A 20,257-nucleotide genomic window follows, 5' to 3' on the forward strand; every position below is an offset into this window, starting at 1 on the left:
TTCAGCCTTTTCTTCGCGCGCTACCGCGGCGCCAGGTCCGATTAACGGGCCGGGCGCTGATGAGAGGGGGCGGGCAAATCAGCGCAGCCGTGCAGCGGCGCGTGCCACCACCTCGGCACGCACCCGACGCGACTCCGCCGTGCGCTGGTTGGCGTCCTCCAGTACGTGCTTGGGGGCGGTCTGCGGGCTGCCCGCGTCGAAGGGCGGCGCCGGTGCGTATTCGATCTGTAGTTGCACGCGTTGCGCGACGTCCTCGCTGTACAACTCGGCGGCCAGGGTCAGGGCGAAGTCGATCCCGGCGGTGATGCCACCCCCGGTAAACAGGTTGCCGTCACGCACCACCCGCGCCTGCACCGCAATCGCGCCGAGCGGGGCGAGCAGGTCGTGGTAAGCCCAATGCGTGGTGGCCTTGCGGCCGCGCAGCAAACCCGCCGCGCCGAGTACCAGCGAACCGGTGCATACCGATGTTACGTAGCGCGCGGTCTGTGCCTGGTCCTTGAGGAAATCCAGGGTGTGCGGGTCCTCCATCAACGCGCCGACACCGGCTCCGCCGGGCACGCAAATCACATCCAGGCGCGGGCAATCGGCATAGGTCATGGTCGGGGTGAACACCAGCCCGGTGCTGGACGTGACCGGCGCCAAGTCTTTCCACAGCAGGTGCAGCGCCACATCCGGCAGTGAGCCCAACACGTCATAGGGGCCGGTGAGGTCCAGTTGCTGGATACCGGGAAACAAGAGAAAACCGATCTGCAGGGTCATGAGTGAAACTCCGATTACACGAGAGGTAGACGGCTTCACTCTAGAGGCCTAGGCTTTGGCGTATACGCCATTAAGCCCACCAATTACGCCAATCATGACTCGAATAATCCACGTACTCGCGTTTGATAACGCCCAGGTGCTCGACGTAACCGGGCCGCTGCAGGTGTTCGCCTCGACCAACGACCTGGCGCGTCAGCGCGGTTTGCCATTGCCCTACGCGGCCTCGGTGATCGCCGCGCAGACAACGCCGGTGATGACCTCCGCTGGCTTGGCGCTGTTGGCCGAGCCTTTGCCGGCGGCCGACACACCGTGCGATACGCTGGTAATCGCCGGCGGCTGGGGTGTGTACGGTGCCGCCGAAGACGCTGAGTTGGTGGCGTGGGTGAAGCAAAAAGCCCAGCACACCCGGCGCATGGCCTCGGTATGCACGGGCGCTTTTTTGCTGGCCGCCAGCGGCTTGCTCGATGGCTGTCGGGTGGCCACCCACTGGACCCGCTGTGAAGAACTGGCGCGCAAGTACCCTTTGCTGACGGTGGAGTCCAACCCGATTTTCATCCAGCAAGGCGCGGTGTGGACCTCTGCCGGTGTAACGGCCGGCATCGACCTGTGCCTGGCCCTGGTGGAGGAGGACCTTGGTCGGGCCGTCGCCCTGGAAGTCGCGCGGCATCTGGTGGTGTTTCTCAAGCGCCCGGGGGGCCAATCCCAATTCAGCGCGGCCTTGTCCCTGCAAAAAGGCGACACTCGCTTCGCCGATTTGCACGCCTGGATCGCCGAAAACCTCAGCCTCGATCTGAACATTCCCACACTGGCTGCCCAGGCGGGCATGAGCGAACGCAGTTTCGTACGCCACTATCGCGCTGAAACCGGGCAAACCCCGGCGCGTGCGGTCGAGTTGATACGCGTCGACGCCGCGCGCCGACAGTTGGCCGACAGCACCGCCTCGGTCAAGCGCATCGCCGTGCAGTGTGGTTTCGGTTGTGAGGAGACCCTGCGCCGCAGTTTTCTGCGCGCGCTGGACGTTACGCCCCAGGCCTATCGTGAACGCTTCTGCCAACCGGCCTGAATCAAACCGTACCGGGTTCAACCCAGGTAATGAGTTATCGCAGCGCTTTCAGAGCCGGCGCTTTCAGAAGATGAAATGATGTGTTTCGCCCAGTCCTGTCGCTCGTGCCACGCAGGTTGGTGTCGTCAGTTTCAGGCGCGCGGCAGCACGCTGACGTCACGTCCGATCCAGCAATTCGCAAATCGCTGCAAGGGTCGTCAGCGGTGCTTCCTGGGGAATATTGTGACCGACGCCGGGCAAGACTTCGCGTCGATAAACGCCGGTAAAATGTTCCACATCGTCATCCTCAACCGGGGCTGGGCCCACGCCATCATCGGCGCCGCATAACGAGATGCTCGGCACCGAAATGCACGGCTGCAACGCCAGGGCTCGCTCGATGGGCTCCAGCGCCGGGTCGCCGGGGACGTACATGAAACGGTGGCGGTAGGAATGAATCACCACCTCAACAAAGTCCGGGTTATCAAACGACGGCGCGCTCTTGTCATACTGGGCGGGTCCTTCGGCCCAGGTCGGCGACCACAGCTGCCACAATAACTGGCAGAGCTCGCTACGATTGGCGGTCAGACCGTCGACGCCGCGCTGGGTGTGAAAGTAGAACTGATACCACAGCCTATGCTCAGTCTCTGGCGCGCTCGGCGTCGGCGACTGGGCGATATCCTGAATGTTGTAGCCATCGCCGGTCACCAACCCGCGCACCCGCTCCGGCCACAGTGCCGCGACGATACAGGCGGCGCGCCCACCCCAGTCATAGCCTGCCAGGGTCGCTCGCGGGATACGCAGCGCATCCATGAAATCCAGCAAGTCCTTGGCCAGCGCCGCCTGTTGGCCCGAACGCATCACCTGCTCATCGATAAACTGCGTCGGGCCATAACCGCGCAGGTAGGGCACTAACACCCGGCACCCGCGCGCGGCCAGGGCCGGCGCAATCTCATCGTAGCCGCGTGGGTCGTAGGGGAAACCATGCAACAGAATAACCGGCTCACGGTCGTCGGGGCCGTGGGTTTCATAGGCCACATCCAGCATGGACGTGCGCACATAAAGCAGTGGGGCGAGTGGGGTCATGATGCGCTCGAACGAGGTGGCCGAAGGTGCTGGAACTCTAGCCGAAAGCGAATCACGATGGGGCCTGTACTTGTGGGCAATCGCTTTGCTGGTCTGACGCGGTAACCAGCAGGCCGGCGATTTTCACCACCGGCCAGGGTTCTCTGGCGGCGCCCCGTTCAGGGTTGCCAGACGGTCTTCTCGCCGCTGAGTTTGCGGTCCAGAAAGGTCGCCGCGCTGATCAGCGCCAGGTGGCTCAGCGCTTGCGGCGTATTGCCCAGGTGCCGGGCCTGGCTGTCGAACTCCTCGGCGTACAACCCCAGGGGGTTGGCGTAGCGCAGCAGTTGTTCGAACTCCAGGTGGGCTGTTTCGACTTGACCGGCCCGCGCCAGGCATTCGACGTACCAGAACGAGCAGGCGGCGAACGCGCCTTCGGTGCCTTGCAAGCCGTCGATCTGGCTGTCGTCGTTGCGGTAGCGATACACCATGCCGTCGCGCACCAGGCTTTTCTGGATCGCCTCCAATGTCGACAGCCAGCGTGGGTCAGTGGCCGCGACGAAGCGCACCAGCGGCATCAGCAACATCGAGCCATCGAGGGCAGTGCTGCCGATATGTTGCACAAAGTGCCCGCGTTCTTCGTTCCAGAAGTTGCTCCAGATATCCGCATAAATCGCCTGCCGCGTCTGATCCCAGCGCGCGAACGGGGCGGGCAGCGAGCGTTTGGAGGCCAGGCGGATTGCGCGGTCCAATGCCACCCAGCACATCAGGCGTGAGTGCAGGAAATGATGCTGCTCGCCGCGCATTTCCCAGATACCGACATCCTTCTGATTCCAGATTTCGCACACCTGGTCGGCGACTTCCACCGTGTGTTTCCAGCCTTCGTGGGAGATCGCTTCGCCGTATTTGTTAACCAGGTACACCGCGTCCATCAGCTCGCCGTAGATATCCAGCTGGACCTGGTCGAAGGCCTCGTTGCCGACGCGCACGGGCTTGGCGCCACCATGCCCGCTGAAGTGATCCAGCTCGGTTTCCGGCAGTTCCTGGCGACCGTCTATGCCGTAGAGGATGTTGATTTTGGTCGGCTGGCCGCAGCAGTCACTGACCCGGCCTTTGAGCCAGCGCATGTAGCTGTTGGCTTCCTCGGTAAAGCCCAGGCGCATGAATGCGTAGACGGTAAACGAGGCGTCGCGGATCCACGTGTAGCGGTAGTCCCAGTTGCGTTCGCCACCGGGTGTTTCCGGCAGGCCGAAGGTCGCGGCAGCGATGATGGCGCCGTGTTTGCGTGAGGTCAGCAGCTTGAGCGCCAGGGCCGAGCGGTTGACCATTTCGCGCCAGCGCCCGCGGTAATTCGACTGCGCGATCCAGCTGCGCCAGAACTTCAGGGTGCGCGCCAGGTACAGGTCGGTACAGTGGTTGGTCACGCGCAGATCGTCCTCACCGCCGAGGACAAATTCCGCGCCTTGCTCCTGGGTCAGGGTAAAGCTGGCGACTGCTGCATCATCGTCGAGGCTTAACGGGTGGCTGCCGACCAGGCGCAGGCCAGGCTGGCCATCGGCGGTGAACAGCACGCCGCCGTTGTCGGCCACGGCGTGCGTCGCCGCGCGCGCGTAGTCATGGCGCACGGCGCAGCGCAGATGCATCGTGGCCTTGCCGCTGACAACGCGCACCCGGCGGATCAACAGCGGCAGGTCATCGATTTCTTCGGTGACCGCCAGCAGGTCGGTGATTTCCACCACCGCTTCATCGCTCAGCCACCGGGTCTGCAGGACGTTGGTGTCGGGCAAATAGATTTGCTCACGGCGGGCGTTTGGCAGGTCGGGGGTGAGCTGGAAAGCCCCGGCCTCAGGTGTGTCCAGCAGCGAGCAAAAGATCGACGGGCTGTCGAATTCCGGCCAGCAGAAAAAGTCGATGCTGCCGGTGTCATTGACCAGCGCCGCGCTGCGCATATCACCGATGATGCCGTGGGCATCAATCGCGCTTTGGGGTTCGTTCTTGAAATCAACCATTGCCACGAAACTCCGGATAGAGGCTCATGCCGCCATCGATGAACAGGGTACTGCCGACCACGTAATCGGAGGCGTCGCTCGCCAGCCAGACCACTGCATTGGCGACGTCTTCCACGTCGCCGACCCGGCCATAGGGAATCAGCTTCAACAACGCCTGCAGCGCCGCGCCTTCAGTGGCCGCACGGTTGATCGCCGTACGAATCGCACCCGGTGCAATGCCATTGATGCGGATGCGCTGCTCACTGACTTCCTGGGCCAGGGTGCGCATCAGCATCTCGACGCCACCTTTGGAGGCTGCGTAATTTACGTGCCCGGCCCACGGGATAATTTGGTGCACCGAACTCATATGAATGATCTTGCCGGCTGCGCGCGACACGCCTTCGCGCACACCTTGGCGATTGAAGATACGTACGGCGGCGCGGGCGCACAGGAACTGGCCGGTGAGGTTGACGCCGATCACGCTGTTCCAGTCGTCGAGGGTCATGTCGACCAGGTTGGCGTCTTTTTGCAGGCCGGAGTTGGCGACCAGAATGTCCAGGTGGCCGAAGGTGTCGAGGGTCTGCGCGAACAGGCGTTCCACGTCGGCCTCTTTTGACACATCACCACCGATGGCCACCGCTCGACCGCCGTCGGCGTTGATCTGGGCAGCGAGCGCCTCGGCCGGTGCCGCCTGGGAGTTGTAATTGAGCACCACGGCCGCTCCCGCCTCAGCCAGGGCCTTGGCAGCGCCAGCGCCGATGCCGGAACTGGCGCCGGTGACCAGGGCCACTTGTTGTTGCAATGAAATCTGCATCGCCCACCCACCGTTTTATGAGAGTCCTTTCTGCTGACTGACGGCGCGGCGAGGAAGTTCATCCTCTGTTTTGGCGGTGTGGCGCCGCAGCATGGGCCGCGAGCTGTTAGTTCTGACAGTAGACGTGCGCTGTCAGCAGGATGAGCCTGACGGCATTTCGCGGCCCATAGGAAAGACGTCATGAACCCCCATTGGTTACTTGGGCTGTTTATTTGCCTTTGCCTTTGTCCTTTCGGCGTTGGCGCACAGGAGAACGCTTCGAAGGGCGTTTTTATCGACAACCTTTTAGGTCAAATGACGCTCGACGAAAAGGTTGGCCAATTGAACATGCTCGACCTGGACGCTATTGATCTCGACTCCAATGGTCCGGAGCTGATTGCCAAGGGCACGGTTGGCGGGCTCGGTGGCGTGCCCTTTGCCCCGTATGGGCATGTCTTGCAGCGTATTGCCGTGGAGCGCAGTCGGTTGAAGATACCGTTGCTGTTTGCTCAGGACGTGGACCATGGGTTGCACACAATCTTTCCGGTCAGTTTGGCCCTCGCTGCGAGTTGGGATATGCGGGCTATAGCCCTGGCGAGCAGGATCAGTGCCGAGGAGGCAAGTGCCGAGGGTATCAATCTGACCTTTAGCCCTATGGTCGATATCGCTCGCGACCCTCGCTGGGGCAGAGTCTCTGAAGGCTACGGCGAGGACCCTTTCCTGGTTTCACGCATCACCAAGACCGTGGTCGAGGCCTATCAAGGCAAGGACCTTGCTGCCGCTGACAGCTTGATGGCAACTGTCAAACATTTCGCCTTGTATGGCGCAGTGGAGGGGGGCAGGGATTACAACAGTGTCGATATGAGCACGGCTAATATGTATCAGTATTACTTCCCGCCGTATCGCGCTGCCGTCGAAGCAGGTGCTGGTGTGGTGATGATCGCGCTCAATAGCATAGGCGGCGTTCCGGCCATGGCCAATCCCTGGTTGATCCGGGACGTGTTGCGGCATGAATGGGGATTCGCCGGCGTGACCCTGGGAGACTGCGGCGCAATAGGTAATTTGGTTGACCATGGTGTGGCAATTGATCCAAGCCATGCGGCTGCCTTGGCATTGCGATCCGGTGTCGATATGGCGCTGTGCGACAGTGCAAATGTGGAGACGTTGCCAGGGTCGGTCAGATCGGGAAAAGTGCCGGTAGAGGTTCTGGATACGGCCGTGCGCCGGGTCCTGGGTATCAAATATGACATGGGGTTATTCGACGACCCTTATCGCAAACTCAATCCAGCGCCGTTACCGCCCATTGAGTCTCGGTTGCAGCGCGATGTGGCCCGCACGGTTGCCCGAAAAACCTTCGTGTTGTTGAAAAATCACCGCCAAACCCTGCCGTTGCGCAAGCAGGGCACAATCGCTTTGGTCGGCCCTTTGGCCAAAAGCCGGCGGGATCTGCTGGGCAGTTATTGTGGCGATTGTGAAGACACGCGCGTGGTGAGCATCCATGAAGGAGTCGCCCGCGCCGTTGCGGGCAAAGCGACGCTGCTCTATGCCAGAGGCGCCAATGTCAGCGACGACACGGCGTTGATCGCACGAATGAAGCAATACAAGTCCCCCTTGGATATCGACCCTCGGTCGTCGAACGAACGCTTGAACGAAGCGGTAGCGATCGCCCGCCGGGCTGATGTCATTGTGGCGGTGGTCGGCGAGCCTTGGGGGTTTAACGATGAAGCGACCAGTCGCGCGCGCATCGACTTGCCTGCCAGTCAAAAACAGTTACTCAGGCGCTTGAGGGCATTGGGTAAACCGCTGGTGATTGTCCTTGTGAACGGCCGTCCGTTGGACCTGACGTTGGAGCAAACCCAGGCCAGCGCGCTGTTGGAAACCTGGTACAGCGGCACCGAAGGGGGGAATGCCGTTGCTGATGTGCTGTTCGGCGACTACAACCCATCGGGGAAACTGCCGATGACCTTCCCCCGATCTGTTGGCCAGATCCCGATGTACTACAACCACTTAAACACTGGCCGGCCCTACAACAACGTTGCGCCCTATAAGTACACCACGCAGTACATCGACGAAGACGAGACGCCGCTCTATCCCTTTGGCTATGGCTTGAGCTACACCCGGTTCAAACTGTCGAAGCTGCTGTTGTCCACGCCCATTTTGCGCCGAGGAGACCGACTTGACGTCAGTGTCGAGCTGACTAACACCGGCACGCGGGCAGGCGATACGGTGGTCCAGCTTTATCTGCAGGATGTGGTGGCCTCCATCAGCCGACCGGTCAAAGAGCTGAAAGGTTTTCAGAAAGTGATGCTCAAGGCGGGAGAACGCACACTCGTCACGTTCACTCTGGATGAAAATGATTTGAAGTTTTACGACGCCCAATTGCGCTACGCCGCCGAGCCGGGTGAATTCAAGGTACAGATAGGCCTGGACTCTAACGACGTCATTGAGCAGGGCTTCGAGTTTCGGGACGCAGACCTCGATCATCAGTAACGCGCCGGGATTCAATTGCCCCGCTTAATAGGAAGCATTACTATTCACGCCCCGCCTCTCCAGTGCTCTCGCGATGATTCCTCAGCCGCCCCGCAGAACAGGCTTTTTCGAGCATTACGAAGAGTTGATCGGCACCTGGACACGTCGCCTGAAAAACCGTCATCAGGCCGAAGATCTGGCCCACGACACCTTCGTACGGGTGCTCGAGTCACGTTCGACCGAGGTTGAGCAACCGCGCGCTTATCTGCATCAAACAGCACGTAATATCGCCGTTGACGCTTACCGTCGCGAAGATCGCCGCGAGGCGCTGGCGCTGGAAGCCTTTGATCAGCGTTCGCCCCATAGCGGCGACCCGGAGCATTTCATGCACGCGATCCAGTTGGCGGGCTCTGTCGAGCGGGCCTTGGCCGAGTTGCCAGTCAACTGCCGCAAGGTTTTCATCTGGCAGAAGATCGAGGGCCTTACCCAGCAGGAAATCGCCGTACGCCTTGGGCTGTCAAAAAACATGGTGGAAAAGTATATGATCCGCACCTTGCGGCATCTGCGTGACCGCCTGGATACGATGGCTCCATGACCCGCTTTGAAACAGGATCTTCCATCATGGATAACCGTTCTCGCGACGAAGCCGCGCAATGGTTTGTACGCCTGCAAGAGGCCGAGTTGAGCGTCGAAGAGCGCCAACGTTTCGACGCCTGGCGCACTCAGTGTGCGGAGCACCAATACGAATTTGACCTGCTGCAAGGCATGTGGAGCGCCACCGACCTGTTGCCCAAGGCGCGTTTGCAGGCCTTGTGCGACGTACCGGTGGAGCGCCCTGAGCGCCGGGCAATCTGGCGTTATGCCGTCGCCGCGAGTGTGGTCGCCGCTGCCTTGGGGTTGGGATTACTCAGCACGCTTGATCACCCGAAACCCTACAGCGCGCAGTTCAGCACTCGCCTGGGCGAGCATCGCCAGGTGGCCTTGCCCGACGGTTCGACGATAGACCTCAACAGCCGCAGCGTCGTCGCAGTGCACTATGAAAAGGGGCGGCGCAGCGTCGAGCTGAAGCAGGGCGAAGCCATGTTCAGCGTCGAACATGACGCCCATCGGCCGTTTATCGTCGCTGCCGGGGCCGGGCAGGTGACGGTTACCGGTACGCGTTTTGATGTGCGCCGCGATGACGACCAGACCCGCGTGGTGGTCGAGGACGGCACGGTCAAGGTACAGGGGCGCGCGTCGGCTCAAATCGTCACGCTCACGGCAGGGCGGGGCACGCATGTCGATCCCCGTGGGCAAGTCGCAGCGGCGTATGCGGTGAATGCCGATGAGCTGACGGCCTGGCGCAGCGGCAAGTTGGTGTTCAACAACGCCACCCTCGGCGAAGTGGTGCGGGAAGTGTCGCGCTACCGCGAGCAACCGTTGCGGGTCAACACGGCTGCGGTCAGCAACCTGCGCCTGACCAGCGTGTTCAACTCCAGCGACACCGACGCCTTGCTCAAAGCCTTGCCGCACATCCTGCCGGTCGCGGTGCGTGCCTTGCCGGACGGCAGTCAGGAAATTATTTCGCGCTGAGATTCAGGTTTTTTTCGAGTTCTTCGTCTTCTCTTGTAACTGCAACTGGTTTGCATTAACAGCCGCACACCCTTGCGATCACAGGATTAGGTTCGACGTGAAAAAACTCGCCGTGTACAACAATAAAGTGAGCCAGACTAAACTCGCCTGCTGGGCTCCACTGGCCCTGGCGTTGGCTGTCAGTGCTGCGTTGCCTGCCGCCTACGCGGCCGATGGCATCCATATTCGGGCCCAGCCGTTGGGCGCAGCCTTGAGCCAGCTGGGCCAGCAAACCTCCCTGCAGGTGTTTTTCAGCCCTGAGATGGTCGCGGGCAAACAAGCCCCTGCGGTAGAGGGCAATGTCTCGCCGGAACAAGCACTGGGCCAATTGCTGCAAGGCAGCGGCCTGGCTTATCAGATGGACGCAGGCTCAGTGACCCTGCGCCCGCTGCGCAACGGCACCGGCGAAGCCGGCTCGCCGCTGGAGCTGGGCGTCACCGACATCAAGGTGGTCGGCGACTGGCTGGGCGATGCCAATGCCGAAGTGGTGCAGAACCACCCTGGCGCGCGGACGGTCATCCGCCGCGAAGCCATGGTGGAGCAGGGCGCGATGAACGTCGGTGACGTATTGCGCCGTGTGCCTGGCGTACAGGTGCAGGAAGCCAACGGCACCGGCGGCAGCGACATTTCCCTGAACGTAGGCGTTCGCGGCCTGACCTCGCGTCTGTCGCCACGCTCCACCGTACTGATCGACGGCGTGCCGGCGGCGTTCGCCCCGTATGGCCAGCCGCAACTGTCGATGGCACCGATTTCTGCCGGTAACCTTGACAGCATCGACGTGGTGCGCGGCGCCGGCTCAGTGCGGTATGGGCCACAGAACGTCGGTGGTGTGATCAACTTCGTGACCCGCGCCATCCCGGAGAAGTTCTCCGGCGACGTCGGTACCACCCTGGAAACTTCGGCCCACGGCGGTTGGAAACACATTGAAAACGCCTTTGTCGGTGGAACGGCCGACAACGGTATCGGCGCAGCGCTGCTGTATTCCGGGGTCAAGGGCGATGGCTATCGCAGCAGTAACAACGGCAACGACATTGAGGATGTGATCTTCAAGACCCACTGGGCACCGACCGATCAAGACGATTTTTCGCTGAACTTCCACTACTACGATGCCAGCGCCGACATGCCCGGTGGCCTGACCCAGCAGCAGTTCCGCGCCAACCCGTACCAGTCGGTGCGTGACTGGGACAGCTTCAGCGGCCGGCGCAAGGACGTGTCCTTCAAGTACATCCGTCAGATCGACGACCGTACCCAGGCCGAAGTGCTGACTTACTACGCCGACAGCTTCCGCGGCAGCAACATCGCCAACCGCGACCTGAAGACCATCAGCTCCTACCCGCGCACTTACTACACCTTCGGCATCGAGCCACGGGTATCCCATGTGTTCGACGTGGGGCCGAGCACCCAGGAAGTCAGCCTGGGTTATCGCTACCTCAAGGAAGGCATGCACGAACAGGCCACCAGCCTGAACCTGGTCAATAACGTCCCGACACCGGGCGGCCAGAACGATGGTCATGTGTATCAGGACCGCACCGGCGGCACCGAGGCCAACGCCTTCTACATCGATAACAAGATCGATATCGGTAAGTGGACCATTACCCCGGGCATTCGCTTCGAAGACATCAAGACCACTTGGCACGACCGCCCGGTAGTCGCCTTGAACGGGGTGCGCACCCAGGAAAAAAATCGCGAGGTCAGCAACAACGAACCACTGCCGGCCCTGAGCGTGATGTACCACGTCTCCGATGCCTGGAAACTGTTCGCCAACTACGAAACGTCCTTCGGCAGCCTGCAGTACTTCCAACTCGGGCAGGGCGGTAACGGCGACCAGACCGCCAACGGTCTGAACCCGGAGAAAGCCAAGACCTACGAAATCGGCACGCGCTACAACGACAGCGTCTGGGGGGGCGAAGTGACGCTGTTCTACATCGACTTCTCGGATGAGCTGCAATACGTCAGCAACGACGTGGGCTGGACCAACCTCGGCGCCACCAAACACCAGGGTATCGAAACCTCGGCCCACTACGACCTGTCCAGCCTGGACCCGCGCCTGGACGGCCTGACCGCCAGCGCCGGCCTCACCTACACCAAGGCCACCTCCGAGGGCGATGTACCGTTCAAGGGCCGCGACCTGCCACTGTACTCTCGTAAAGTGGCTACGCTGGGCCTGCGTTACGACATCAACCACTGGACCCATAACCTGGACGTCTACGCCCAGTCCGGTCAACGCGCGCCAGGCACCGGCAGCACTTACCTTACCCAGGGCACCGCCGATGGCCAATACGGCGATATCGCAGGTTATGTGTCAGTGAACACGCGTAGCGGGTATGACTTCGGTGAGCAACTGTCGAACCTTAAACTGGGGGTGGGCGTGAAAAACGTTTTCGACCAGCAGCACTACACACGTTCCAGTGACAACAATTCCGGTTTGTACCTCGGCGAGCCGCGTACGTTCTTCGTGCAGGCAAGCGTCGGGTTCTGACCGGCCGCGGAAATGAAAAATCGCAGCCCATGGCTGCGATTTTTTTTGCCTGTTGACCCTGCGGCCAGCCACCTGCCTATGGGCTGTGCAGGAACTGTTTTTGTGGGTTTTGCCACACAGCCTGTAACCAGCGGATTTGATCGTACTGGTCGCTTTTCAGACGCTGAGCCAAGGTCCAGACATGACTTCAACTTCGTTTCAATCCGGCCAATCCGGTGGCTGTGGTGCATTTCACAGCCAACATATCCTGGCTTGCTCAACCTCGGTAAACGCGCAAGGGGCCTCAGCAGCGCTGCGCAAGGTGTACGCCAGCGAAGCGCTGCGCGTGAAAGCCTTTGTGGGCCAGCGCAAATTCCAGGCGCCTGTCGCGGACGATTTTATCCGTGGCTTGCGTGCGCCGGGGCAGGCAAGCCACCCGGATGCCCAAGTGGCGAGGCAAGCCCATTGGGTGTGGGGGGCGCTGACCAATGGCCTCGCCGCCTGGTGGCGTGGGTAAAGGCCCGCTTGATGCGGCGGCTCAGGGCTTTTTACATGCTGTTATTGGTATTCGGCTGTTGACCGGAACTATTGCGCGCCACTCACCACACATCCGCTGCTTGCTGCCCAGGCGTCAATTCGATGATTGGGGGCTCCTTGAGGGTGACTTTCAGGCAAGCACATATCTGCAACAGGTGGGAGATGACGTATGAAGATTGAGGGTGCAATACCGTGCGGGCAGTCAATGACGATGGGCGGGCCAGAGGCACGTTGGGGTTCGCCGCAACCCGTTTTTCATCCGCCTTGCGACGCGCAATACGCAACGAAGGGAGGGCGAGTACGGCGGCCGGCCTTGTGGCGTGCGGGCTTGACTTCGCTGCGCCATCAGGCGCTGCAGAATGTACCCGCTGCTCGCGCGAACACCACACCGCCCGGTCCGAACTCGACGGACAGCCAATTGGCGGGCGAGTTGGAGAGACACTTTGGCGACCTGCATGCGTTCTTGAAAGCAGGTCGCTTGACGCAGGCGTCGCTGCGCCAGATCGCAGCCCAAGCGTTGACGGGAGAGTAAGGTGCGGGACCGCATAATCCTGGTGATCCGGGAAATTCTCAATCGCCCGTCGCTGAACGACGCGATCATCGATTGCGCGGGGTATATCACCCGCGACAGCTTGAACGCGGCCGCTGCCGTCTTAAGGGGTAACAGTTCCTCCAGCGCCTTTAGCCAGGACCCTTTTCATGGCCAGGGCAACGCCGAGGTCGTGCAGGCTTTACAAGGCTATTTCAAGCCACTGAGGGACACGTCCAAAGACCGCACGGTTTTTTTTGAAAGCGTTGAATACTTGGACATTGCACTGCTTGAATGGGTGATGAGTGACCCCGACGATACCGATTCACGGGGCTTGCCCATTCTGGAGCCCGCCACCGGGTTGCCCAAAAAGAAGTACAGCGAACACTGCGTGTACACGGCAAAAAACATCATTGAGCGCCCGGGTTTACTACGGTCATTGGAGCGCGCCACTCACATGCGTATGTTCGGGCGCCCCAGGCACGAGGGATGGCTTTGCAACAGAGGCCTCGAGCGCTGGCTGCAACAGTACGCCGCACGCAAAGCCAGGTAACGCCCTGGCGTTGCGCGCTGAGCGGGTTTACACCTTGAGAATTTTGCCGCTGATAGCCACACCGGCCAACAGCACTGCAATCAGCACAAAGGCGCTGCTCAAACTGCTGCCGTGAGCAATAAAACCGATGACTGCAGGGCCGGCGAGAATGCCGGCATACCCCAGGGTGGTAATGGCCGGCACTGCGATGTGTTCCGGCATGACCGTCTGCTTGCCGACGGCGGTGTACAGCACCGGTACGATATTCGAACAACCGGCACCTACCAACGCATACCCCAGCAGTGCTGTTTCCCAGGACGGGATTAATGTCGCGAGCAACATGCCGGCGGTGGCCAGCGCGCCGCCAGTCACGATCACTCGGGTGGCGCCGAGGCGTCGGACAATAGCATCGCCGGTCAGGCGCCCCGCAGTCATGGTCAAGGCGAACGCCGCATAACCCAGGCCGGCATACGCCTCATCGAGGCCACGCTCGGCACTGAGGAACACGGCGCTCCAATCCAGCACCGCACCTTCGGCCAGAAACACGATGAAACACAGGCAGCCGATAAACAGCACCACACCGTGCGGTACGGCAAACGCCGGGCCTGAGCTTTCACTGCCATAGGGCAACAGGTGCGGTCCGGCTTTGAGCAGTGCCGCCGCCATGATGACGATCACTACCAGAGTCGCCTGCAGCGGCGACAGGCCCAGCCCCAGCAACCCGGCCACTCCCGCCGCGCCGACAATGCCGCCGAGGCTGAACAAACCGTGAAAGCCCGACATCATGGTTTTGCCGCTGGCGCGCTCAACGATCACCGCTTGCAGGTTGACCGTCGAATCCACGGTACCCAGGCCTGCCCCGAACAGGAACAGCCCGGCCATCAGCAATGGAATCGAACTGACCGTGGCGAGCATTGGCAGCGCAAGGCAGATCAGGATCGTGCCGGCTGTCAGTACGCGTCGGCAGCCATAGCGGGAGGCCAGGGCGCCCGCGACCGGCATGGCGATGATTGACCCGACGCCCAGGCACAACAGCAACAGGCCCAGCGTGCCTTCATTCAGATTTGCGCGCGCTTTGGCATACGGCACCAGCGGCGCCCAGGCCGCGATGCCGAAGCCGGCGATGAAAAACGCGATACGGGTCGACATTTGCTCCAGCCGCCCGGGAACCACGGGCGCTGGAGTGGGGATGGCAGTCATGAAAAATCCTTGGTTTTGCGTTCAGCGAACGATGTCCGGCGCGACATCCTTGCACATCAGGCCCTGTCGAGCGAGCCGGGTTCCCTAGGCGATCGGGATTGGCGCTCAGGTGGGGAATTTATGTTTAGACCCTCGGAACGCATTCGAGGGTCGCGACCACACACAGGCTATCGAGTGTTCAGGCGGTGCTCTGGAAGGTGCGTAATCTGCGCGAGAATGGATGAACCCCAGCTATCTTGCGTTGGATTACCACCTTCCAGCTCACCTCCCACGGGACGAGCGTTCTGTAATACGCTGCCGCCAAGTGTGTATGCAATTGGACGGATGGGCCGATGAAGATTTTCAGTCAGGTAGCGATATGACCCTGTTCTACGACGCGCGGGGTAATATCTATGGGGTGGTCAGCCCGGGTTATTTGCGCAACCGGGGCGTCGATGTGCCCGAGCGTGCCGACCTTGCCGCGCGTACGCGCAAGGACTGGGCATCGGCGGCCATTGCGTCCGAATGTGGATGGGGCGCGTTGCCGCGTGCAGCGGATGCCAAGGCACACCGCTGCGATGGTTTGTTGGTCGGGCCGTTCCAGGCGGCGCCGCCGTTTGACGTGTTGATCGTCAATACGGACGGCACACTCGCCGAGCGCAGTGGTAATGGGCTGACGATTTTTTCTCAGGCGCTGACGGATCAGGGCTTGATAACTCACGGCTGTGAGTTGCGGGTGCATCACGACAACGCGGGTACCGCATCACCCCTGGCGACCTCTGTGGAACCTGCGGTTTACGAACAGCGTGCGGGATTCTGGCTGGCCCTGGGGCAGCCGATGTTTGGGCCATCAGCAGTGGGTGCTTGCGATGTCGATCCGGTTGCCATGGGGGCGCGTGAATTCAGCCACGTCGCCGCGTTGGCGGTGATCAACCGGCAATGGGCGCGAAGCCAGTTTGTCCGTGTCGGAAATCCCCACTGTGTGACGCTTGTCGAGCACGCCAGCGCGTTACCTGACAATCAGTCGATGCACCACCCCTCGCTGTTTGAGCCGTTGCAGGCAATTGCTTTTGCGCCACCTGTCGGGCGCGGCCAACCGTGTTTGGCCGGGGTTAATCTGCAATGGGCCGCCCGGTCTACACGCAATCAGGTTATCGCGCGCGTGTTTGAGCGAGGTGAGGGGCCCACCGCGTCCTCCGGGACCAGCGCCAGTGCAGTGGCATGCGCCGCGTGGCGAGCAGGGTGGGTCGAGGCGGGGGACGTGGCGGTGGTCATGCCGGGTGGCACGGCGCCGGTACGCTTGCAGAGTGAAGGTGAAACGCTGCTGAGTGTCAGTTTGTTCGGGGCTGCACGCCCGCAAACCTGAAGTTGGAAGTGCAGCTGATATCTTTAACAAGTGTCAGCTGTTTCCTCGTCTGTTAGTTAATTTTGTAAAGTTGATGTGGGACTGTTCTCGTTGTTGGAGGCGGGCGGTTAACTATTTGTCTTATTCTGTAAAAGACACTTCCGTCTGCATCGTACGAAACTTCTTTTTTATTTTCAAAGGGTCGTTTTTCGCCTGGAATCGCTAAGCTTCAGAGCGTTCAGGCGCTTTTTCCCGGCCGTTAAAACAGCCTCCGAGGGAGAAAGCCTTTCAATCAAATTCTTGATGATGGGTAACTTGCGGATGGTTGATGCGTTTGCTCTTTCACGTTTCAAATTGATACTTCCAGAATTAAACAACGACTTTCAGGTGCTCGCGTTCAAAGGCCGCGAAGTCGTTGATCAGCCGTATTTTATTAAACTGCAGTTAGTCAGTGAGCATCCCTCCCTGGATCTGGAGGCGCTGCTCCACCAGCCCGCTTACCTGGATTTCGGCGAAGCCGGCGCCGGGCTGCACGGGCAGGTCTACGCAGTCGGCCGGTGTGACCCAGGTGTTCGACTCACCCGCTACCATCTCACTTTGGCTCCGCGCCTGGCGTGTCTTGCCCATCGGCGCGACCAGCGAATTTTCCAACAACGCAGCGTGCCGCAGATCATTGCGGCGGTCCTTGAGCACCACGGCATCCTTGCCGACGCCTATGCCTTCGAACTCGGCCCGGTGGTCTACCCGCCACGCACGTTCTGCGTGCAGTACGCGGAAACCGATCTGCACTTTATCCAGCGGTTGTGTGAGGAGGAGGGCATTCATTACCACTTTCGCCACAGCCCGAACAATCATCTGCTGGTGTTCGGCGATGACCAGACGGTGTTTCGGCGCTTGGCCGCGCAGCGCTTTTGCTCGACGGGCGAGCTGGCGGCGCAAGCGAGAGCGATCCGGCGCTTCGACCTGTGCCTGGAAACCCGCACTCGGCAAGTGGTGCTGCGCGATCATGATTTCCAGCATCCGTCGTTGCGCCTGCAAGACACGGCGGGTCCTGCATCGGCGCACCCCCTTGAAGACTATCGTTATCCCGCCGGTTTCACCGCTCATGCACGGGGCCGGCAATTGGCGCGTCGTGGCGTGGAGCGCCATCAGAGCGACCGTCATCGCGCACTGGGCACGAGCGACCAACCGGCGTTATGCAGCGGCCATTTTCTTGAGCTGTGCGAACACCCCGATCCTGCCTGCAATGACTTGTGGTTGCTCACCTCGGTGCGTCATGAAGGCTATCAGCCGCAGGTGCTGGAGGAAGCGGTGTTTGCCGCGGACACCGTCCAGGGGTATCGCAACCGATTCACCGCAACACCCTGGGGCGCAGTGCACAGGCCGGCCCTCAAACACGCGAAGCCGACCATTCAAGGCAGCCAGACTGCCACTGTGACGGGGCCGGCAGGCGAGGAGGTGCATTGCGACGCCTATGGCCGGGTGAAGGTGCGCTTTCATTGGGACCGTCTGGATAACAGCGACGACAAAAGCAGTGGCTGGGTGCGGGTGGCATCCGGTTGGGCAGGCGATGGCTATGGCGCAATGCTGATTCCGCGCGTGGGCATGGAGGTACTGGTGACCTTCCTGGAGGGCGACCCTGACCAGCCGTTGATCAACGGATGCTTACCCAACGCGTCGCACCGGCCTGCTTATCCGTTGCCGCAACACAAGACGCGCAGTGTATTGCGCAGCCGCAGTTCCCTGGGTGGCGCGGGTGCCAATGAGTTGCACCTTGAAGACCGCCACGGCGAGGAACTCATCTACCTGCGCGCCCAACGTGATCTGGAGCAGCGAGTGGGCCATGACAGCCGCCTGGAGGTGGCCGGAGAGCGCCGTGAAATCATTCGCGGATTAAGCACGGTTCAGCTGGAAAACGGCGAGTATCGATCCATCACGGGTGATCGCAAGGTCGAGCTCAAAGCGAGCGATCATTTGCACGTTCAAGATCACAGCCAGACACATATTGGTCAGTCCATGGTCATCGAGGCTGGGCAGCAGATCTACCTCAAGGCTGGCGCCAGCCTTGTCATCGATGCCGGTGCACAGCTGAGTTTCAAGGCCGGGGGCGAGCACCTGCTGATCCAGGCGGGTGGCATTTTCAGCAGCAGGCCAATCACCGTCGGTGGCTTACCTGCTGTGCGGCCAGCTAACCCTTTGTGGGCAGCGGGTGTACCGAACCTCTCGGCGGCGCAGGGTGCCATTCTGGACATGGCCCGACAGTTGGGCGCGGACTTCTGCCCTGTGTGCGAGCAATGCCGCGAAGGACGTTGCACCGTCACGCAGAGGGCCGCTTGATGCCGAGTGAGCCAGGCCAGTGGATGGCCCAACAGCACCAGGCGGGGCGCCGACTGTGCTTGATCCTTGACGGTAATCACGACGCACGCCAGTCGCTGTTGGCGGGCCGCAACCTGGCGCAGTATTGCAGCCTGTACGGTGAAACAGCCGTGGCCGAGCTGGTAGCGGCAGGCCCGGTTATTTTGCTGCTGGAACAGGTGAATGAGCCCGCGCTGGTCGATCTGTTGCAGCATCCAGAGGCGAACTGGGGCTGGCTGGGCAGCCTGCCCGGCGACGACCTGTTCGAGGTGGTCCGACACTGGCGCGATCGCCTGGTGGTAGGCGCGACGGGAAGCCAGGCTCTGTATCGCTTTCATGATAACCGTACCTTGGCCCGTGCCCTGGCCCATTTGCCGAACGCGCAGTGGCCGGCGTTCCTCGGCCCGCTGGTCAGTGTGTGTTATTGGCACGCCGGCCATTGGTGTCAGAGCGAAAACCCGATGCCCGGCGAGTATCCGGTCCCTGTCCCCGCACCTTGGCTGAACACGCCCAATCCTCAGGCCGAAGTCATCCTGCACGCGAATATCCTGCGCTACCTGCTGACCGAGCACAGCGAAAGCCTCGCGACGCTGGTTGAGTTCCAGGACCCCAGGGTCTGGCTAAACCAAGTGCTGCAACACGCCCGTGCCTGGCAATGGCGGGAGCCACACCAGCTTGAATTTTTGGTCGTGCACAGGTTGGAAGAGGCGACGCAAGGCAGCGTGATTCGTTGGCCGCCGATGGAGGGCGAGGCGCCAGCTGATCATTTTGAACGGGTGGTGGAGCAGTGGCAAAGGTTGGGAGATAAACATGAGTAGGTGGGTACGCAGCGTTTGGCTTGCACTTGGAATCGGGTGGCTATCGGGGTGTGCGGTGGGGCCGGTTGATCGCTTTACGCTGGAGGTGGATTTACCGGCGGATTTCGAACTTAAAACTGCTGCTAATTACCGTCCAGCTACAGGTGAGACGTGCACGTTGCCAGCACGTAGAGGCAAGCGACCAGAGCGGAAAGTCTTTTTTACAGAATTCAGCCCGGTGGCCAATCGGGTGAGTTATGAGCTGCCGTTAAGCGAAACCATTGAAGGATGCCCTTCGGTGCTGCACAGCGTTCAGTTCGAGTTTTATGGGAAGTGGGGGAAGCGGGACACGGACGTCGGCAGGGATTTTGGAAGTATCGCTATTCGAGATCGCTTACCAGATGATTTCCCGACCATGCCCGAGTCTGGAATTCAGGTGTTGCAAGGGCAATGTCGATGGCATTTTCGAACAGTGGGCCCTTTGCATGCGATCAGGAAAATTTTGCAATGCCATTCGTTGGATGCAATGGGGCTGCCACAAAAAACAAAGCCGGGCGGTGGCGCTCAACGTGATCACATCAAGGGTAAAAATCTCCGATTGGTGCTGACTGTTACCAAGCAAGAGTTACCTGCCTTTAAAGACAGATGGATAGCGGTTCCGAGAGGGTGGAAGCGTTGCAGAGGCACGAGTTTCGAAGACCTGACGGGGGCTTGTGGCGGCTTTACTACAGACTTTAAACCCATACAAATGCCGGATGGGCGCACATGTGATGTCTATCCAACGTGTAATGACTAAGGAGCGAG

The 20,257-nt window shown here is 60.9% G+C and carries 17 protein-coding genes; 12 read left to right on the plus strand and 5 right to left on the minus strand.

Annotated elements, in window-relative coordinates:
• Positions 1-78: 78 nt before the first annotated feature.
• Positions 79-759, minus strand: a complete 681-nt coding sequence (locus A7D21_RS20245; RefSeq protein WP_053255389.1) for a DJ-1/PfpI family protein — start codon at positions 757-759, stop codon at positions 79-81.
• A 94-nt stretch (positions 760-853) separates the two neighbouring features.
• Between A7D21_RS20245 and A7D21_RS20250 the strand changes: the two genes are divergently transcribed.
• The gene (locus A7D21_RS20250; RefSeq protein WP_053255390.1) at positions 854-1,822 is read left to right on the plus strand and encodes a GlxA family transcriptional regulator; all 969 of its coding nucleotides are present in this window, start codon (positions 854-856) and stop codon (positions 1,820-1,822) included.
• Between the two features lie 156 nt (positions 1,823-1,978).
• On the opposite strand, the gene A7D21_RS20255 is transcribed toward A7D21_RS20250, so the two are convergent.
• The 3 genes from A7D21_RS20255 to A7D21_RS20265 form a co-directional block, all read right to left on the minus strand.
• A complete protein-coding gene (locus A7D21_RS20255; protein ID WP_069552519.1) occupies positions 1,979-2,884 on the minus strand; it encodes an alpha/beta fold hydrolase in 906 nt (301 codons plus the stop codon).
• A 158-nt stretch (positions 2,885-3,042) separates the two neighbouring features.
• A complete protein-coding gene (locus A7D21_RS20260; protein ID WP_069552520.1) occupies positions 3,043-4,869 on the minus strand; it encodes a glycoside hydrolase family 15 protein in 1,827 nt (608 codons plus the stop codon).
• The gene (locus A7D21_RS20265) at positions 4,862-5,662 is read right to left on the minus strand and encodes a glucose 1-dehydrogenase (protein WP_069552521.1); all 801 of its coding nucleotides are present in this window, start codon (positions 5,660-5,662) and stop codon (positions 4,862-4,864) included. Before A7D21_RS20265 ends, A7D21_RS20260 begins: the two co-directional genes overlap by 8 nt.
• Positions 5,663-5,842: 180 nt before the next feature.
• Between A7D21_RS20265 and bglX the strand changes: the two genes are divergently transcribed.
• The 7 genes from bglX (at position 5,843) to A7D21_RS20300 (ending at position 13,798) form a co-directional block, all read left to right on the plus strand.
• Positions 5,843-8,131, plus strand: coding sequence for a beta-glucosidase BglX (gene bglX / locus A7D21_RS20270; protein ID WP_069552522.1), 2,289 nt, complete (start codon positions 5,843-5,845; stop codon positions 8,129-8,131).
• Between the two features lie 73 nt (positions 8,132-8,204).
• Positions 8,205-8,705: a sigma-70 family RNA polymerase sigma factor gene (locus tag A7D21_RS20275; protein WP_069552523.1), complete on the plus strand. Its 501-nt coding sequence runs from the start codon at positions 8,205-8,207 to the stop codon at positions 8,703-8,705.
• 26 nt (positions 8,706-8,731) lie between these two features.
• Positions 8,732-9,682, plus strand: a complete 951-nt coding sequence (locus A7D21_RS20280; RefSeq protein ID WP_069552524.1) for a FecR family protein — start codon at positions 8,732-8,734, stop codon at positions 9,680-9,682.
• A 97-nt stretch (positions 9,683-9,779) separates the two neighbouring features.
• On the plus strand, positions 9,780-12,200 hold the full coding sequence (locus A7D21_RS20285) for a TonB-dependent receptor (protein WP_069552525.1): 2,421 nt from the start codon (positions 9,780-9,782) through the stop codon (positions 12,198-12,200).
• 181 nt (positions 12,201-12,381) lie between these two features.
• The gene (locus tag A7D21_RS36285; protein WP_053255398.1) at positions 12,382-12,696 is read left to right on the plus strand and encodes a hypothetical protein; all 315 of its coding nucleotides are present in this window, start codon (positions 12,382-12,384) and stop codon (positions 12,694-12,696) included.
• A gap of 348 nt (positions 12,697-13,044) precedes the next feature.
• A complete protein-coding gene (locus A7D21_RS20295) occupies positions 13,045-13,248 on the plus strand; it encodes a hypothetical protein (protein ID WP_141125168.1) in 204 nt (67 codons plus the stop codon).
• A gap of 1 nt (position 13,249) precedes the next feature.
• Positions 13,250-13,798 (plus strand): type III secretion effector protein, encoded by a 549-nt coding sequence (locus A7D21_RS20300; RefSeq protein WP_069552526.1) that lies wholly within the window; start codon positions 13,250-13,252, stop codon positions 13,796-13,798.
• Between the two features lie 27 nt (positions 13,799-13,825).
• Here the strand turns inward: A7D21_RS20300 and A7D21_RS20305 are convergent, their stop codons facing one another.
• Positions 13,826-14,977 carry an MFS transporter gene (locus tag A7D21_RS20305; protein ID WP_069552527.1) on the minus strand — a complete coding sequence of 384 codons (1,152 nt, stop codon included), beginning with the start codon at positions 14,975-14,977 and terminating at the stop codon, positions 13,826-13,828.
• A gap of 358 nt (positions 14,978-15,335) precedes the next feature.
• Between A7D21_RS20305 and A7D21_RS20310 the strand changes: the two genes are divergently transcribed.
• The 4 genes from A7D21_RS20310 (at position 15,336) to A7D21_RS20325 (ending at position 20,249) form a co-directional block, all read left to right on the plus strand.
• Entirely contained in the window at positions 15,336-16,322 is a 987-nt protein-coding gene (locus A7D21_RS20310) for a DeoR family transcriptional regulator (RefSeq protein WP_053255402.1), read from the plus strand.
• Positions 16,323-16,622: 300 nt separating this feature from the next.
• Positions 16,623-18,638 (plus strand): type VI secretion system tip protein TssI/VgrG, encoded by a 2,016-nt coding sequence (gene tssI / locus A7D21_RS20315; protein ID WP_069552547.1) that lies wholly within the window; start codon positions 16,623-16,625, stop codon positions 18,636-18,638.
• The gene (locus A7D21_RS20320; RefSeq protein ID WP_069552528.1) at positions 18,638-19,474 is read left to right on the plus strand and encodes a DUF4123 domain-containing protein; all 837 of its coding nucleotides are present in this window, start codon (positions 18,638-18,640) and stop codon (positions 19,472-19,474) included. The genes tssI and A7D21_RS20320 overlap by 1 nt, the downstream gene beginning before the upstream one ends.
• Positions 19,467-20,249 carry a hypothetical protein gene (locus A7D21_RS20325; protein ID WP_069552529.1) on the plus strand — a complete coding sequence of 261 codons (783 nt, stop codon included), beginning with the start codon at positions 19,467-19,469 and terminating at the stop codon, positions 20,247-20,249. Before A7D21_RS20320 ends, A7D21_RS20325 begins: the two co-directional genes overlap by 8 nt.
• Positions 20,250-20,257: the final 8 nt, after the last annotated feature.

The organism is Pseudomonas sp. AP19, assembly GCF_001728855.1.
Classification (GTDB): Bacteria; Pseudomonadota; Gammaproteobacteria; order Pseudomonadales; family Pseudomonadaceae; genus Aquipseudomonas; species Aquipseudomonas fluorescens.

Excerpts from the sequence above, each read along its gene's own strand:
- A7D21_RS20245 (WP_053255389.1), bottom strand. The coding sequence starts at position 759 with ATGACCCTGCAGATCGGTTTTCTCTTGTTTCCCGGTATCCAGCAACTG.
- A7D21_RS20250 (WP_053255390.1), top strand. The coding sequence starts at position 854 with ATGACTCGAATAATCCACGTACTCGCGTTTGATAACGCCCAGGTGCTC.
- A7D21_RS20255 (WP_069552519.1), bottom strand. The coding sequence starts at position 2,884 with ATGACCCCACTCGCCCCACTGCTTTATGTGCGCACGTCCATGCTGGAT.
- A7D21_RS20260 (WP_069552520.1), bottom strand. The coding sequence starts at position 4,869 with ATGGTTGATTTCAAGAACGAACCCCAAAGCGCGATTGATGCCCACGGC.
- A7D21_RS20265 (WP_069552521.1), bottom strand. The coding sequence starts at position 5,662 with ATGCAGATTTCATTGCAACAACAAGTGGCCCTGGTCACCGGCGCCAGT.
- bglX (WP_069552522.1), top strand. The coding sequence starts at position 5,843 with ATGAACCCCCATTGGTTACTTGGGCTGTTTATTTGCCTTTGCCTTTGT.
- A7D21_RS20275 (WP_069552523.1), top strand. The coding sequence starts at position 8,205 with ATGATTCCTCAGCCGCCCCGCAGAACAGGCTTTTTCGAGCATTACGAA.
- A7D21_RS20280 (WP_069552524.1), top strand. The coding sequence starts at position 8,732 with ATGGATAACCGTTCTCGCGACGAAGCCGCGCAATGGTTTGTACGCCTG.
- A7D21_RS36285 (WP_053255398.1), top strand. The coding sequence starts at position 12,382 with ATGACTTCAACTTCGTTTCAATCCGGCCAATCCGGTGGCTGTGGTGCA.
- A7D21_RS20305 (WP_069552527.1), bottom strand. The coding sequence starts at position 14,977 with ATGACTGCCATCCCCACTCCAGCGCCCGTGGTTCCCGGGCGGCTGGAG.
- A7D21_RS20310 (WP_053255402.1), top strand. The coding sequence starts at position 15,336 with ATGACCCTGTTCTACGACGCGCGGGGTAATATCTATGGGGTGGTCAGC.
- tssI (WP_069552547.1), top strand. The coding sequence starts at position 16,623 with ATGGTTGATGCGTTTGCTCTTTCACGTTTCAAATTGATACTTCCAGAA.
- A7D21_RS20320 (WP_069552528.1), top strand. The coding sequence starts at position 18,638 with ATGCCGAGTGAGCCAGGCCAGTGGATGGCCCAACAGCACCAGGCGGGG.
- A7D21_RS20325 (WP_069552529.1), top strand. The coding sequence starts at position 19,467 with ATGAGTAGGTGGGTACGCAGCGTTTGGCTTGCACTTGGAATCGGGTGG.